This window comes from Microbacterium sp. MDV22-iso44, assembly GCF_058629135.1.
In genome coordinates this window covers 955,257-969,573 of record NZ_JBZVWS010000001.1, presented here as the reverse complement: position 1 = coordinate 969,573, position 14,317 = coordinate 955,257, and the positions used below count along the sequence as shown (strand labels likewise).

Below are 14,317 nucleotides of genomic sequence, written 5' to 3'. Positions count from 1 at the left end.
CGGCTCGGGCAGGGTCGCCGTGACCGGGAACCGGCAAGCATCCGACCGGATCAGGCAACCTGGTCGGGCGCCGGTCCGTCACGGTGGAGGAATGACCACGAACCTCCTCACCCTTCCTCGCGACCAGCGCCTCGCCGGTCGCACCGCCATCGTCACCGGATCCTCGAGCGGCATCGGCGAGGCGATCGCGCATGTGCTCGCCGCGTCGGGCGCGCACGTCGTCGTCCACGGTCGCGACGTCGGTCGTGCCGAAGCCGTGGCCGCGGCCATCGCGGACGGCGGGGGCGCGGCATCCGTCGTCACGGGCGACCTGGCCGACAGTCCCGCCGCCGCGCGGGCGTTCGCGGCGCAGGCGACCGAGGCGTTGGGCGGCCGTGTCGACGTGCTCGTGAACAATGCGGGGATCTTCCCGATCGGTCCGACGCCGGATCTGTCGGACGACGACGTGGCCGCACTCCTCGCGACGAACGTGCGCGTGCCGCACGACCTGGTGGGCGCGCTCGCTCCCGGGATGGTCGCGCAGGGGTCGGGCGTCATCGTGAACATCACCTCGTGGATGGCGCACATCGGCACGCCCAACGTCGGTTTGTATCCGGCGACGAAGGCGGCGCTCGAGCATCTGACGCAGGCGTGGGCGGCGGAGTTCGGGCCCCGCGGCGTGCGGGTCAATGCCGTCGCGCCGGGCGCGATCCTGACCCCCGGCAACGCGGCGGCGCTCGAGATCCTGAAGATGATGACGGCGGTCTCGCCGGCGGGGGAGCCGGGGCGGCCGATCGACATCGCGCACGCCGTGCGCTTTCTCGCGTCGGACGAGTCCGCGTACGTGCACGGTCAGGTGGTCAGCATCGACGGCGGGATCGTGGCGGCGCGGGTGGGGTGATCGGCGGTGCGGTCGTCGGCGGCCCGCCGCGGGTGAGATGGTTGTCCTGTCGACGAGACGGAGGACACCGTGGCACGCAAGACGACTCTGGTGGCGGGTGCGCTGGCGATCGCGGCGCTGATGCTGGCGGGGTGCGCTCCCGAGCCGTCCCCGACGCCGACGATCTCATCGCCGTCGCCGCGTGCGTCGTCGCCGAGCCCGACGGTTCCCAGCCCGACGCCGAGCGGTACACCGACGCCGGGGACCCCGAGTCCGGGCGTCTCGCCGACGACGCCGCCGGCCGGTCCGCCCGCGACGCGTCCCGTCGAACCCCCGAACGGCACCGATCCGGATGGCGATCCGGATGCCGCGGGCATGACCGCAGGCCAGGCCGGGACGCTGTGCGCCAAGGAGCACCGCACGGGTCAGAGCGCGGGTGACACGCAGATCGGCCAGCCGACCGTGTACGAGCGGTCCGTCTCGCCGCACTGGTATGTCACGATCCTCGCCGAGAACGAGTTCGGCCAGTACTACCAGGAGTGCGTGCTCGGCGGGCCCGAGAGCAACCCGGAGTGGTCGCTGACGCAGGGCACGCCGAAGGATCAGATGACGAAGGCGCACATCCAGCAGATGCGCACGCATAACGAAGAGTTCGACGCCGACCACTGACGGCCGGATACGGTGAGGCATGGCCATCACCGTTTTCCCGCCGCGCGACTTCGCCCTCGACGGGCAGCGATGCCGCGTCCACGTCTACGACGTCGTGACCGGCACCGACCGGGTCATCTTCGAGACCGATGAGGTCCTGCTCGAGGCGCCGAACTGGGCGCCGGAAGGTCTGCTGCTGAACGGCGGCGGGCTGCTGTGGTCCATCGACGCGGATGCCGGCGGTGCTGACTTCGTCGAAGTGCCGTTGACCGGCATCCCGCCCATCAACAACGATCACGTGCTGGTGCCGAAGTCGGGCGACATCCTGTTGTCCGCGAATGACGGACAGATCTACCGGGCGCCGCGGACCGGCGGTGAGGGCGTGCGGATCACGAATCCGGACGACCCGTTCATGCACTTCCTGCACGGGGTGAGCCCGGATGGCGCGTGGATCGCGTACACGGCGCTCTCGATCGAGGACGGCGAGGTGCTGTCGGCCGACCTGCGGACCGCGCGGATCGACGGGTCGGAGGATGTGCCGTTGACGACGGGTCAGGTCGCCGACGGCAGCGAGTGGTCGCCGGGCGGATCGTGGATCTACCTGAACACCGAGGAGTTCTCCCAGACGCCGGGGCATGCGCAGATCGCGCGGATGCGTCGCGACCGTTCGGGTCTCGAGCAACTGACGTTCGACGATCGGGTGAACTGGTTTCCGCACCCGTCGCCGACGGGCCGCGACGCCGTGTACATCAGCTTCCCGCCCGGAACGAACGGGCATCCGGCGGATGTCGAGGTCGAGCTGCGCCTCGTGCGGAACGGGCACTGGCACCACCCCGAGACGGTGGCTACGGTGTTCGGCGGTCAGGGCACGATCAACGTGAACAGCTGGACCTCGGACGGATCGCGCTTCGCGTACGTCGACTATCCGGTGGGATCGTGATCGAGCTCAGTCCACGGGGCGCTCGAGGAATTGCGGCTTCAACGGGATGACATCGCCGGGGTGGAGAACGGATGGTTCGTCGGTCCCGGTCAGCGACCACATGAAGTAATAGTCGAAGCAGAACCGGTCGCGGATGCCGCGCCAGGTGTCGTTCGAGGCGACGGTGTAGTCGACCAGGTCGCCCGAGGCATCCGTGCGAGCGTCGCCCGTTGCACCGCGGGCGGCGCCGGTGTCGCGCGGCGACCCTTGGACGTTCGCCTGATACGTCTTGTCCGACTCGTCGTCGGCCCACCAGCTGATCGAAGCGACGAGCGGATTGTCGTTCGTGGAGACCGGGCACGCGGGGAAGTTGTATCCCGAGGCGCGGCGCGCGTCGGCGCGCGACTCCGGCTGGAGGGCGATGTATTCGTCGGCGATGAGCTCGTCGCCGTGGTTGTAGGTCAGGCGCAACTCATCCTTGTCGAGGCAGAAGCGGCCTGCGATGTCCTGGAACGTGTCGTTGTACGCGACGGCGTAGACGGTGGCCAGGCCGTTCGCGTCCTCTTCATAGACCTCGCCGTTCGCACCGTCGCGCGAGCCCAGATCAGCGCGTGCGGGGGAGGACGCGCAGGCCTCGGGTAGACGGGCCGGCGCCGGCGCAGGATCGGTCTCCTCGACTGGTGCCGTCTCCACCGTCGGCGCGGGCGGCGGCGGAGAGGGCTCCGCGGTGTTCACGGTGCAGCCGGCGAGCGATGCCGCTCCGAGAAGAGCCAGGAGGAGGGTGGTCGTGCTTCTCGCCGACGCGGGGCGCCGTCCGGACGGGGGCGGGAAAGCGCTCATCCCCGCACGCTATCGACGAGGGACGCCGCTCGCCAGTCGCAGCCTTGATAGGCAAGTGGGTGCTTGCCTATACTTCCCGCATGGGCGACGTCTACAAGGCTCTCGCCGACGAGACGCGTCGGACGATCCTCGACGACCTCGCCGAGCGTGACGGTCAGACCCTGTTCGAGCTGTGCGTACGGCTGGCCGATCGCGGCGTAACGCACTCGCGGCAGGCGGTGTCGCAGCATCTAGCGGTCCTCGAAGAGGCGGGCCTCGTGCACAGTGAGCGTCGCGGAAAGTTCAAGTTCCACACCATCGACACCCGGCCGCTCGCTCAGATCTCGGAGCGCTGGCCCCTTCCCGCAGGAGAGTCATGAAGATCCAGACCGTGAGCGTGTTCGTCGACGACCAGCAGCGCGCGCTCGAGTTCTACACCGAGAAGCTCGGCTTCGCCGTGGCCGCCGACGTGCCGATGGGGGAGTTCCGGTGGCTGACGGTCGTCGACCCCGCGGCGCGCGAGGGCACCCAGCTGTCGCTCGAGCCCAAGGCCCACCCCGCCGTGCCGCCGTTCACCGACGCGCTGCTCGAGGACGGCATCCCGTTCTTCGTGCTGGGCGTCGACGACGTGCAGGCCGAGTACGAGCGGCTGCAGGGGCTCGGTGTCGAGTTCACGCAGCCGCCGATCGACCATGGACCGGTGACCACCGCCGTGCTCAGCGATACGGTCGGGAACCTGCTGCAGATCGCGGCCTTCGCCTGAGTCAGAACGCGATCGCCGCGAAGCGCTCGCCGATGAGGCGGTGCGCCTCGGGGCTCGGGTGCAGCCGGTCGGGGAGCGGGTGGGTGGCGGCATCCGCTTCGCCGTAGAGGGTGAGGCCGTCGACGAGGTGCAGGTTCGGGTCGTTCCGGCGGGCGTGGACATCGGCAAGAGCGTCGCGGATGACCTCGAGGGTGAGGCGTCCGCCGGCGGTGTCGCCGGGAGATCCCGCGGCACCGAACAGCAGGGTGCCGGTGGCGAAGGACTCGGGGTCGATGGTGCCGGGGCCGGGCGTCTGCTCGTGGATGCCGCACCAGATCGGCGTGATGAGGTGCAGGGGCGTGTCGGGGTGGCCGTCGCGGATCGTGTCGAGGAAGCCGTGGACGGCGGGGACGAACGCGCGCAGCCGCATCGCGTCGGCGTTCACGACGTTGATGCCGAGCGCGACGCTGATCACGTCGGCGGGGGTGTCGCGGATGATGCGCGCCATGAACGGGTCGACCTGCGCGCTGCCGCCGACGCCGAGGTTGCGCAGGTCGAGCCCGGCGCGGCGCGCGGCGAGCGAGACCCACGTGGAGCTCGGCTGCGTCGCGTTGGAGCCCTGGCTGATCGAGCTGCCGTGGTGCACCCAGCGCGGGCGCTCGGTCGCGTCGGGGGAGGGGGTCGCGTCGGCGCGCAGCGCGATGAGCTCGATCGTCTCGTTGTGCGGCAGCCAGAGCTCGACGAGCTTGTCGCGCGGGGCGAGTCCGTCGATCGTGATGCGCTGCACCGGTCCTTCGACGAGCTGACGGATGCCGGTGGCCGGATCGATGTCGACGGTGTCGCCGCCGTCGAGCTCGATGCTGTCGTGCAGGGCGCCGTCGATGCGGACGTCGACGCGTCCGCGCGGGCGGGAGAGTCCGCGCAGGGTGGCGCGGGTCGAGTGCAGGTCGAGGTCGAGGCGGGATGGCGCGGTGCGCACCGCGATGCGTGCGCCGGCGGGTTGCGCCTCGACGCCGAGCAGTTGCGGCTCGGGGTACTGGGTGCGCACCCATGCGGGCAGGCGGTGCAGCCGCAGGCCGCGGCTCGTGGGTTCGAGCTCGGCGAGTCCGCGGACGGTCGTGGTGTCGAGGGTGATGTCGATCATGCGGGGTCCTTCGGAGTCCACGTGCGGAGGGCGCGGTCGAGGGCGTCGAGGGCGCGGTTCCACGACGCGTCGGTGGTCTCGTCGCGGTGGGCGAACGAGTCGGCGGCTTCGAGGGCGAGATAGCCGGCGATGGTGGCGCTCGCGAAGCGGACCGCGTGCACGGTCTCGCTCGCGGGAAGGGCGTAGTCGCCCAGCGAGCCGACGACGAGCGCGGAGATGCGGGATGCCGCCGGCCCGGTGATCTCGTTGTGCTCGACGGGCCGCGAGATCATCGCCCAGCGTGCCGGGTGCGCGAAGGCGTAGGCGCGTTGTGCGTCCGCGAGGTCGCGGAGGGTGGGGGACTCGCCGATGGTGTCGGCGAGCTCGGTGAAGACGGTGGCCTGGACGGCGCTGCGGAGCGCGGCGAGGTCGCGGACGTGCGCGTAGAGGCTGGCGGTCTGCACGCCGACGCGGCGGGCTAGTGCGGACATCGAGAGCGCGTCGGGCCCGTCGGCGTCGATGAGGTCGAGCGCCGCCCGGGTGAGAGCGTCGGGGGAGAGGTTCGCGCGGGGCACGAGGAGTTAACCTACACCCTTTAGGTTTCGATCAGCTTATCCCGTACTTGCGAAGGCCGTCGAGCAGGTTCCGGAAGGTCCGTACCCCGAGGGGTGTCGCCCGCACGACCGTGTGCGCGTACCGGCCGATACGTTCCTTGCGCACCTGGACGAGTGAGCGATCGTCGAGGAATCCGACGGCTTTGGAGATGTCGGGGATGCTCAGGCCGGTGAACTCCTCGAGTGACCGGTAGTCGGACTCGTCGACCTGGCACAGGAATCCGAGGACTTTGAACCGCGGCAGCACGAGCAGTTCCCGCTCCGTCGCGGCTTCGGTCATCGGCGACCCCGCCGGATCAGTGCGACGAGCGCGATGAAGAGGGCGACCGGAATGGCGGGCCACAACCACGTCGCGAGTGATGTATGCGGGGCGAACTGGAAGAGGTTCCAGCCGGTCAGAATGGTGACGACTGCGACGAACACGGCGACCGGGGCGGTGTAGGCCGGTACGCGTGGCTGGTTGCGGCGGATCACCCGCAGTGCTTGAAGCGTCACCGTTGCCACAGCCGCGAAGCAGACGAGCACGAATCCGGGTGTCGAGCCGGCTGCGGCAGCGACGCCGCCGATGTAGGCGATCAGAGGGATGCCGACGATCAAAGTGATCTCCGAGGCGGTCCACCGCCAGGCTGGGGCTGAGGGCAGATCTGCGAGGGTCGCCCGCCGTGCGTCATCCATGCATCCTCCTGTCTCCGGCCGTCCGACCACGCTAGGTCGCTACTTGCTGATCTGCAACCAGTGTCGCTGACGGCGGCGATCGCCACCGGATCGTGACCCACAGCCGTGACCGTGAGCGCTACGTTCAGCGAAAGGGGGGACCGCATGACGAAACGTCGGTGGCGCTTCATGGCGTCGATCGTGGCGGCGTTGGTCGTCGGTGGGGCGGCTGCCGCGCAGGCGTCGGAGCCGGAGACGCCCGCCGACGTGCGGGCGGCCCTGTCGATCGAGATGGCCGTCGACACCGGCACCCTGCCTGAGCTCGAGGGTGCGGCATCCTTCGGTCCCGTGCACCGGGTGTATCGCTGGAGTGACGCTCTGATCGCCGGAGACGCCGGCGATCCGGTGACGGCGCTCGACGAGTGGGTGGCGCCGGTGCTGTCGTCCTCAGGTGAGGCGCTGGCGATCTACCGGGTGTGGCGTGAGTCTCCGGACAGCGTGGCCGAGTTCGCAGGTGTCGACGGGGATGCTGCGACGGCCGCCGCGATCGTCGATGTCGACGCGGATGCCGCACTGGTCTCGGACCCGACGGTCGCTGCCTGGTACGCGGTGTGGGACGACGTCGTGACACCGGTCGGCTCAGCGACGTTCTCCGACATCCGCGCGGGGACGCCTGTCGGTGAGGTCGCGACGCTGGTCTCGGAGAGGACAGCGCAGGCCGTCCGCGATGCCGCGCCGCCCGCCGGGAGGTCGTTCGCCGGCTGGGTGTGGGGCGGCGTCGGGGTGCTGGCGATCGCGGCGATCGGCGTCTGCGTCGGGGCGCGGCGGCGGGTGCCGGTGGGCTGAGCACCGGCCGTGCGAGCATGGCCGCATGAACCCGGACGACGAGCTCCCGCGTATCGGCCATTCCGCTGTAGATCCTGCTGCTGTGGCCGGCGGGGGTGAACCCTTCGCCGAGCTTGCCGCCCGGCTTGGAGTGGGGCCCGTCGAGGCGCCGGTGTCGGACGGGTGGCGGGTGCTGCGGCAACGTGGCGACGAGGCGGTCGTCGGAGCTCCGCTGGATGCCGAGCGGACATCGTGGTGGGTTGCGTACCTGCGGCCGGGGGAGGAGGTGTGGTTCGTCGACAGTCCTGAGCGGCTGCGGGCCAGTCACGCCGAGCGCCGTCGCGGCCTCGCTCTGCGGTGGCCGTCGGTGGCCCGGCCGGATGCCGGTCCGGATGGTTTCGTGATCGATGTCGTCAACACCGGCAGTCAGCGCTGGGAGCCCGACGGTGACTCGTTCCAGGTGGTCGGCTCCGTGACCGGTGCGCACGAGTCGAGGGTGCTCATGACCTGGTCGGCGTCGGGCGGGATGCCGGCGGTGCCGCTCGACCCGGGCGAGTACGCGCGCGTGCCGGTCAATATCCACGAGGATGCGTGGGCGGCGGTCGTGCCGGGCGAGAACACGTTGCATGCCTGGCTGGTTCCGCTTCGGGTGGTGGCCGAGCCGCTGCAGATTCAGGTGACTGCGGAGTCCGTCAAGAATGCCCAGGCGAACGAGCGTTGGGAGGGATCGGACCAGAACCGGGCGGCTCTGGCGGCGGATCTCCTCGAGCAGCGGGCAATTCTGGATGCCGGCCCTCGCCTCCCCGAGATCGCTTCGGCGATCGCGGGCACGACGACGGAGGACGATGCGGTCGCGGCGATCGAGTCGCTGCTCGGAGTCGGTGCGAGCGCCGCGGAGGCCGTGTTCCGCCGGGCATCTCTCAGCGATCTGCACGTGTCGTCGGCGGAGTGGCGCCGCGAGCGCATCGCCCACACCGAGCAGAAGCTCGCCGAGTAGCGATCTCCGCCGCGCGGGGGAGGCGTGCCGCTGTGCCCGCCGCCTACCGTCGTTGAGGACGGAAGGAGCACGCGATGGCTGAACCGAAGAACGAGACCCCGGTCGCAGTCTGGTATTTCATCGGCGCGACCTTCGCCGGTGCCCTGCCGAACCTGCTGTTCCCGGGCCTGAATGCCTGGGTGCGGGTGCTGTTCATCGTCGTGGCGCTGGTGCTCATCTCCGCCGGGTTCGTGCAATTGCGGCGCGAAACCGGCTGGGGGAAGAAGCGCGAGAGCGACGAGCCGCCGTCGGGATCGTCGCCCGACGCCTGAGCGCGTCAGGCGCCGGTCTGCGGCAGTCGGGACTTCTTGAATTGGCCGAGCGCCAGCAGCAGGAGGATGACCGCGGCGCACGCGAGCCAGCCGGGCCAGCTCAGCGGTGACGCCGCGAGGGGCTGCAAGTCGGGCGTCGACACCAGGAACGCGAACCCGGCGGCGGCGTTGAACGCGCCGTGGCCGAGGACGGCGGGCCACACGTTGCCGGATCGCAGGCGCAGCCAGCCGAGGAGGACGCCGAAGCTGAGGCATCCCATCACCATCAGGGCGACGCCGAAGAGGTTGGGCTCGGCGAAGTTGTAGCCGAGGAGGATGATCGGCGCGTGCCAGAGGCCCCAGATCACGCCACTGATGAGCAAGGCCGGCCAGGTGCCGAGGGGGCGGAGCGCGGAGAGCAGCCAGCCGCGCCAGCCGAGCTCTTCGCCGAACGCGAGGAACGAGTTGATCACGGCGCCGACGGGGATGAAGGCGAGCTGGGTGATGACGAGCGCCGCCACCGGGATCTCGATGTCCGGCGTGCCGGCCGCCTCAAGCTGAGCGTCGAGGGCCGCGGCGAAGCCCGAGAAGTTCACGAGGTCGAGCTGCAGCGCGCCGGTCGCGGCGGCGATGAACGTGGCGAGCACCGGCACGAGGACGGCGATGGCGAGTCCGATGCCGAGCAGGCCGAAGAAGCGACCGAGAGGCTTGATCGGGACGAGGGCGAGCATGCGCCAGGCCCGCCGTCCGGCGGTGCGGCGCAGGAACAGGGTGACGATGAGCGCGGCGACGGCCGGCGTGAACATCATCACAGGCAGGATCAGCGGTGCGATGGGGGTGGCGAGGCCGTCACCCGTCCAGAGGGGGAGCGTGACGAGCCAGGCGAGTCCGCACGCGATGACGGTGAACGCGATGACGGCGATCCACGGGACGGTGGTGGTTCCGCGCGTGTCCGGAGTGGTGGGGGCGGATGCCGCAGGGGTGGGGTCCGTGGTCATGGTGGGGTGGCCTCCTGGTGGCGAGGTGCTTCCGCCGGTGTGGTCTGGGTGGGGTGGTGGCATTCAGCCATCGCGCCCTCTTCGTTCCAACGTAACCGGGTGGCCGCTCTATCCGCAGGTCTCGAACACGTACGCCGGGTCGTCCGGTGTGACGAGGTCCCGATCCCGCAGAACGACGGATGCCGGTGTCTCCGGGTCGGCGCAGACCTCGTCCCACGGGCGGGGGAGGTTGTCGGTGTACTCGATGGCGAGTACGCGATCGCCGTAGGCGGAGCACTCCTCGTAGGCCGCGCACTCCTCGACGACGGCGAAGTCGAAGCCCGCGCGCGAGCGGAGAAGGGACGCATCCTCGGCGGCGTTCTTCTGCCCGGCGGCGAGTCCGACGTCGTGGGCGGTGTCGACGAGCAGGGTCGCGAGGTCGAGTGCATCATCGCGACTGAGGGCGCCGTCGGTGCGGGTGTAGGTGTCGAGGTTGTCGAACTCGACGGCGTCGAACCCGTCGGACGCGCAGTCGCGGATCCACGGCCCGACGATCTTCGCGATCTCGTCCGCTTTACGGGTGTCGAGGATGACCTCGTCCGGCCACTCCGGATCGATGACGGGCTGGCCGTCGTCATCGCGAAGCAGGAGATCGTCGGGCCAGGCGTCGAGCTCACCTGGCTGCGTCTGAAAACCGTTGACGTAGCAGACGGAGTAGAGGTCATCGACGGATGCTGCGGCCCGATCGCGCACGACGAGGTCGACGCCGTCGGGTGGGTCGTAGGCGCCGCCGAGCTGGTAATCGAGCTGGCCTCCGGCGGATGGAAGCTGCGGTCCAGCGGGTGGGTCGTGTGGCGGCGGCTCCTGGCCAGCGCACCCGGCGAGGAGCAACGCAGTCGCGGCGAGCAGGGGGAGTGCGCGCCGGACGGTCATGTCGCGAACCTACCGGACGCCGGGGGATCGGTAGACTCGACGGGCCAGCCTCTGTAGCTCAATGGAAGAGCAGTTCCGTCCTAAGGAAACGGTTGGGGGTTCGAGTCCCTCCAGGGGCGCAGTTTCTTTTCGCCTCGGTCCAGGTATTTCTTCTATGGTCAGGCCACTTAAAATGCCTTTTTGGCCGCTTTTTGGCCGCATTTGAGAAACGTGTGAGCCGAAGACGAGGCAGATTCGACGCCCTTCACGGAGCCTCGTTCGACGCCTGAGAACGACGAAATCGAGCATTTCGGGCGTCCTGAGCCTCGTCGAAAAGTTGAGCAGTCTGCTCTCCGTCGTTACGTCGGTCGGGCGTAGCGGGTCTGGGGACCTGACGGCAGCGCCACGAGCGGCATCGCGTCGTTGAGGCGCGATGCGACGGCATCCCGATCGTCGTCGAAGAGGTCGGCGTAGGTGTCCAGCGTCATCGCGGCCGACGCGTGGCCGAGCATCCGCTGCACAGCCTTCACGTTTGCGCCCGAGCTGATCGCCAGCGATGCGGCGGTGTGGCGGAGGTCGTGAGGCGTCAGCCTCGGGATCGATGGGTCCACAGCCTGCGCACGGCGGACCGCGTTCGCAAACCATCCCTGTGCGCCGGAGTTGCGCATGTGGTTGATGCCGTCGCCGAACAGCAGCCCTTCCGGTCCCTTTCCGGCGCACGCCTGCTCGATCATCGGAGCGAGCCGCGCGGGGTAGGGCACCGAGCGCTTCTCGTGCGTCTTTGGCGTGCCAACGTGGATCTCGTACGCGATCATCACCGCGTTCTCCTCGATCACGAAGCGCCGACGCAGTCGATTCACACTCCGCACGCGCAGCCCCGTCGCCTCACCCCAGCGCAGGCCGGTGTATGCCAAGGTCAGGACCATCGTCGGATACGCCGAGCATGCCGCCAACGTCGCCACCTGGTCGTGCGAGAGATAGACGCGGCGCTTGCCTGGTCCGCTCCGAGGGAGATTGCGGATGTGTCGCGCCGGATTGTTCGCAAGGCGACGATCATCGATGGCGACATCGAGGATACCTGCGAGGACTCCCAGCGCGCGAAGCACTACCGTGCGCGACTTCTGCGTCGCGAGCTCTGATACCCAGTCCTGAACCTAAGACCGCCGGATCGACCAGATCTCCCTGTCTGCCCAGACTGGAGCGACGTGGTTCTTCCACGCCCGCTCGAGCGTCATGTAGTACGAAGGCTTCGACATAGGCGGCTGCTTCGACCGGAGCCAGCTGTCGGCGAACATCCGGACCGGCATCCGCGATGCCACGGGATCGATGTACTCGCCCTTCGATTTGGACACGGTGACCATGGACAGGTAGAGCTTCGCCTCGCGCATCGTCGTGAAGCCGCGCTTCTGCGTTTCGGTGCTATCAGGCTTGCGGTAGCGCACGCGGTAGCGGCGGCCCTTCGCCGTTTCGTACGGGGTGATGGTGCCCATCTCGGATCTCCGCTCGTGCCGGCTCGACGGCCAGTATCGGGCCAGTGTCGGACATTCGTTGGATCACGTCAACGCAGCCGATGGAAGATGTGGATAGATGGCGGAAGACGTCGTCAACTGGCGCTGGGTTGGAGGGGCGCCTCCCTCCGACGCCAAGAGTGTAGCGATCGGTCGCGTCTCCGTTCTCGGCGCTCACTCCTTGCAGACTTTGCGCTGGCGCGCGTCGCTTAGCAGCCGTTCGACGGCGACCACTGCGCCGCGCCCAATCGCTCGACGGGCTGATTGCCGGACTGAAGGAGCACGGGCGCGCGCCATCCCGCACGGACAGATCGCTGCCGCGTCGCAAGCTCGCGGATTGGCGCGGAAGAGGCGCACCCTGACAGGATCGGGGACATGCCGGTCCAGGACGATGCTCGCGAACGCGAGATGCGCAGCCTCTTCAATTTGATAGCGGATCCGGACCGGAAACGCTCTGAGATTGATGCCTACCTCATAGTCGACGGTCACAAGATCAACTTTGAGTTGAAATCCTCGACAGGCTCTAGCGTCTCGACCGTTCGCGACTTTGGACCCGACCACATCTCGAAGTGGCGCGACGGCCTGCACTGGATCTTTGCCTTCTACGACAAGAGCGGCGACACTCTGAAGTACTGCATCTATGCGTCGCCCGCCGACATGGAGAGCTGGATCGCTGAGAAGGAGAAGTACATCGCTCCCGACGTCGCTCTCGCCGCGGACCTACCGAGTTACGTCTCGGCCGCGCAGATCAAAGCGAGCCTCGGAGATAAGACTGTGTACTCACGCGCAGACGCTCGAAGCATCATGAAGAACCAATGGAGTGCAGACGACTACGCCGCCAACGAGGATCATGTCGCCGGGTATACCCGCGAGCGCATGGCGGAGATACTGACGCACAGCCGTGACAGCGGCGTCGAGGCGGCAACTATTGAACATGTCGTCGCGCTGTTCGGGGCAAAAGACGTCTACTCGATCGACGAGGCGCGGTCCCTGATGAAGCGGCGCTGGACAAAGGCTGAGTATGTCGCTCGTCAGGACGTTGAGTCCGGGTACTCACTAGCGCGAATGACCGAAATCCTCCAGGCACGAGCACGCTACGTGCTTGGCCGCGGCTCGACACTCAATAACCCACACATTGAGGCGAAGTTCTTCAAGAAATTTGACCGGATCGAGGCCGAGCACGCGGGGAAGCTGCGTGAGCTGATTCGGGACTACTTGAAAGCTTCGGCGACCGAGGATGCTACGGCGTAAGCAACGGGCGGCACGACCGAGTTTCCGATTTGGCCGAGCTGCATGTAGGTCGCACCTTGGAACGGCCATGTTTCGGGGAAGCCTTGAAGCAAGGCGACATCCGCTACCGACAGTCGGAAGTGACCGTTCTTCGTCACGTACGCACTAGCCGCTTCTCGACTCGCTGCCACTCCGTTTGGCCAAACGTTGAGAGCCTCGAACTTGCGCTGGGCTGAGACGCTGCTCAGGATCGACGTGGTGTGGCGCGGTCCAGACAAACCGCTACGGATCGTTGGCGAGATTCCGTCGTACCCGATGTCGGGCAGACCCAGAGCTTTGCGCACGCCCGTCACGACGGGCAAGTTTGATTCGCTGTCGTCGATGCGCCGGAATTTGGCCGACGGAGCTCTCCACTTCTTGGCCATCGTCTTTGTACGAAATCCAATGAAGAAGACGCGGCGGCGCACCTGCGGAACTCCGAACTCGTATGCCTGCAGGAGAACGCGGTGAATCTCGTACGCGCCGCGCAATGGGGCGAGGATGTGCTCCTCGACATAGTCCGAGAAGGTCGCCGAAGCAAGCGCCGCAACGTTCTCCGCGATAAAGGCGCGTGGTCGGACGGCCCGGACGGCGCGCACAAACTCGGGCCACATGTCACGAGGGTCCTGAGCGCCGCGCTGCTTTCCGGCGTTGCTGAAGGGCTGGCAGGGAGGGCCGCCGTGAATAACGTCGATCTGATTCCGAAAAGCCCGCCAGTTAACGTTGCGCACGTCCCCCAGTTCGGTGCCGCCGTAAACATCCCACTCGGGGCGAGCGACCCTGATGGTCGCAGCCGCGTCGGACATCCACTCCCACGAGCCACGATGTACGAATCCGGCGCGGTCGAAGCCGAGGTCTAGCCCTCCGCCCCCGCTAAAAAGCGAAAGCGTCGTGATCCCGTTGGACGGAAGCTGAGGCATTAGTTCGTCCGGGTCGAAGGTTGGCACGTTGACCTCATGAAGCGGCGTTTCCCCTACGCCGCTGGCCGCGGCGATCTTCGCCAGACGCGCTTCACGCGCCCGGACGCGGAACACCTCACGCTGCTCTGCGGTCAGCTCCCGAGGCTCGTGCAGCGGATCGGTGGACTTGATCCGGCTGGGCACGGTCTCGGTAGCGATGGTCACAGGTCAAGGTTACTTGCCGGCCCGACATCTGTCAGCT

18 protein-coding genes, 1 tRNA gene and 1 pseudogene are annotated in these 14,317 nt (G+C 68.2%); 10 read left to right on the top strand and 10 right to left on the bottom strand.

Annotated features, from left to right (window positions below; all coding sequences use genetic code 11):
* Positions 1-91: 91 nt before the first annotated feature.
* Complete coding sequence (locus tag AC4NN1_RS04770) at positions 92-880, top strand: SDR family NAD(P)-dependent oxidoreductase (protein ID WP_020096879.1); 789 nt, start codon at positions 92-94, stop codon at positions 878-880.
* Here the strand turns inward: AC4NN1_RS04770 and AC4NN1_RS04765 are convergent.
* Positions 832-1,236: a hypothetical protein gene (locus AC4NN1_RS04765; RefSeq protein WP_491954689.1), complete on the bottom strand. Its 405-nt coding sequence runs from the start codon at positions 1,234-1,236 to the stop codon at positions 832-834. The two genes, AC4NN1_RS04770 and AC4NN1_RS04765, sit on opposite strands and share 49 nt — an antisense overlap.
* Between AC4NN1_RS04765 and AC4NN1_RS04760 the strand changes: the two genes are divergently transcribed.
* Both AC4NN1_RS04760 and AC4NN1_RS04755 read left to right on the top strand, forming a co-directional pair.
* Positions 1,235-1,528 carry a hypothetical protein gene (locus tag AC4NN1_RS04760; protein ID WP_491954688.1) on the top strand — a complete coding sequence of 98 codons (294 nt, stop codon included), beginning with the start codon at positions 1,235-1,237 and terminating at the stop codon, positions 1,526-1,528. The two genes, AC4NN1_RS04765 and AC4NN1_RS04760, sit on opposite strands and share 2 nt — an antisense overlap.
* 19 nt (positions 1,529-1,547) lie before the next feature.
* The gene (locus AC4NN1_RS04755; RefSeq protein WP_491954687.1) at positions 1,548-2,447 is read left to right on the top strand and encodes a TolB family protein; all 900 of its coding nucleotides are present in this window, start codon (positions 1,548-1,550) and stop codon (positions 2,445-2,447) included.
* Between the two features lie 6 nt (positions 2,448-2,453).
* Here AC4NN1_RS04755 and AC4NN1_RS04750 read toward each other — a convergent pair whose 3' ends face one another.
* A complete protein-coding gene (locus AC4NN1_RS04750) occupies positions 2,454-3,266 on the bottom strand; it encodes a hypothetical protein (RefSeq protein WP_491954686.1) in 813 nt (270 codons plus the stop codon).
* A gap of 80 nt (positions 3,267-3,346) precedes the next feature.
* Here AC4NN1_RS04750 and AC4NN1_RS04745 point away from each other — a divergent pair, with 80 nt between their 5' ends.
* Both AC4NN1_RS04745 and AC4NN1_RS04740 read left to right on the top strand, forming a co-directional pair.
* Positions 3,347-3,625 carry an ArsR/SmtB family transcription factor gene (locus AC4NN1_RS04745; protein WP_491954685.1) on the top strand — a complete coding sequence of 93 codons (279 nt, stop codon included), beginning with the start codon at positions 3,347-3,349 and terminating at the stop codon, positions 3,623-3,625.
* Positions 3,622-4,008 (top strand): VOC family protein, encoded by a 387-nt coding sequence (locus AC4NN1_RS04740; protein ID WP_491954684.1) that lies wholly within the window; start codon positions 3,622-3,624, stop codon positions 4,006-4,008. Before AC4NN1_RS04745 ends, AC4NN1_RS04740 begins: the two co-directional genes overlap by 4 nt.
* A 1-nt stretch (position 4,009) precedes the next feature.
* Here the strand turns inward: AC4NN1_RS04740 and AC4NN1_RS04735 are convergent, their stop codons facing one another.
* The 4 genes from AC4NN1_RS04735 to AC4NN1_RS04720 are packed head-to-tail and all read right to left on the bottom strand — an operon-like array spanning position 4,010 to position 6,399.
* On the bottom strand, positions 4,010-5,131 hold the full coding sequence (locus AC4NN1_RS04735) for a GDSL-type esterase/lipase family protein (protein ID WP_491954683.1): 1,122 nt from the start codon (positions 5,129-5,131) through the stop codon (positions 4,010-4,012).
* Positions 5,128-5,685, bottom strand: a complete 558-nt coding sequence (locus AC4NN1_RS04730) for a TetR/AcrR family transcriptional regulator (protein ID WP_491954682.1) — start codon at positions 5,683-5,685, stop codon at positions 5,128-5,130. Before AC4NN1_RS04730 ends, AC4NN1_RS04735 begins: the two co-directional genes overlap by 4 nt.
* A gap of 31 nt (positions 5,686-5,716) precedes the next feature.
* Entirely contained in the window at positions 5,717-6,004 is a 288-nt protein-coding gene (locus AC4NN1_RS04725; RefSeq protein ID WP_091355290.1) for a transcriptional regulator, read from the bottom strand.
* Positions 6,001-6,399, bottom strand: a complete 399-nt coding sequence (locus AC4NN1_RS04720) for a hypothetical protein (protein ID WP_491954681.1) — start codon at positions 6,397-6,399, stop codon at positions 6,001-6,003. The genes AC4NN1_RS04725 and AC4NN1_RS04720 overlap by 4 nt, the downstream gene beginning before the upstream one ends.
* Positions 6,400-6,543: 144 nt before the next feature.
* On the opposite strand from AC4NN1_RS04720, the gene AC4NN1_RS04715 reads away from it, so the two are divergent.
* From AC4NN1_RS04715 to AC4NN1_RS04705, 3 genes are all read left to right on the top strand, one after another.
* Positions 6,544-7,224 carry a hypothetical protein gene (locus AC4NN1_RS04715; RefSeq protein WP_157681079.1) on the top strand — a complete coding sequence of 227 codons (681 nt, stop codon included), beginning with the start codon at positions 6,544-6,546 and terminating at the stop codon, positions 7,222-7,224.
* A 25-nt stretch (positions 7,225-7,249) separates the two neighbouring features.
* Positions 7,250-8,200, top strand: a complete 951-nt coding sequence (locus AC4NN1_RS04710) for a hypothetical protein (protein WP_491954680.1) — start codon at positions 7,250-7,252, stop codon at positions 8,198-8,200.
* 74 nt (positions 8,201-8,274) lie between these two features.
* Complete coding sequence (locus AC4NN1_RS04705) at positions 8,275-8,511, top strand: hypothetical protein (RefSeq protein ID WP_491954679.1); 237 nt, start codon at positions 8,275-8,277, stop codon at positions 8,509-8,511.
* Between the two features lie 5 nt (positions 8,512-8,516).
* On the opposite strand, the gene AC4NN1_RS04700 is transcribed toward AC4NN1_RS04705, so the two are convergent.
* Positions 8,517-9,488 (bottom strand): CPBP family intramembrane glutamic endopeptidase, encoded by a 972-nt coding sequence (locus tag AC4NN1_RS04700; protein ID WP_491954678.1) that lies wholly within the window; start codon positions 9,486-9,488, stop codon positions 8,517-8,519.
* Between the two features lie 108 nt (positions 9,489-9,596).
* Positions 9,597-10,400, bottom strand: coding sequence for an endo alpha-1,4 polygalactosaminidase (locus tag AC4NN1_RS04695; protein WP_491954677.1), 804 nt, complete (start codon positions 10,398-10,400; stop codon positions 9,597-9,599).
* Positions 10,401-10,447: 47 nt separating this feature from the next.
* Between AC4NN1_RS04695 and AC4NN1_RS04690 the strand changes: the two genes are divergently transcribed.
* Positions 10,448-10,519: transfer RNA gene (locus AC4NN1_RS04690), tRNA-Arg, on the top strand.
* Positions 10,520-10,738: 219 nt separating this feature from the next.
* Here the strand turns inward: AC4NN1_RS04690 and AC4NN1_RS04685 are convergent.
* Positions 10,739-11,869, bottom strand: a pseudogene (locus AC4NN1_RS04685) (tyrosine-type recombinase/integrase).
* A 393-nt stretch (positions 11,870-12,262) separates the two neighbouring features.
* On the opposite strand from AC4NN1_RS04685, the gene AC4NN1_RS04680 reads away from it, so the two are divergent.
* Entirely contained in the window at positions 12,263-13,138 is an 876-nt protein-coding gene (locus tag AC4NN1_RS04680; protein WP_491954676.1) for a hypothetical protein, read from the top strand.
* Here AC4NN1_RS04680 and AC4NN1_RS04675 read toward each other — a convergent pair.
* The gene (locus AC4NN1_RS04675) at positions 13,099-14,280 is read right to left on the bottom strand and encodes a DNA cytosine methyltransferase (protein ID WP_491954675.1); all 1,182 of its coding nucleotides are present in this window, start codon (positions 14,278-14,280) and stop codon (positions 13,099-13,101) included. The genes AC4NN1_RS04680 and AC4NN1_RS04675 overlap by 40 nt on opposite strands.
* Positions 14,281-14,317: the final 37 nt, after the last annotated feature.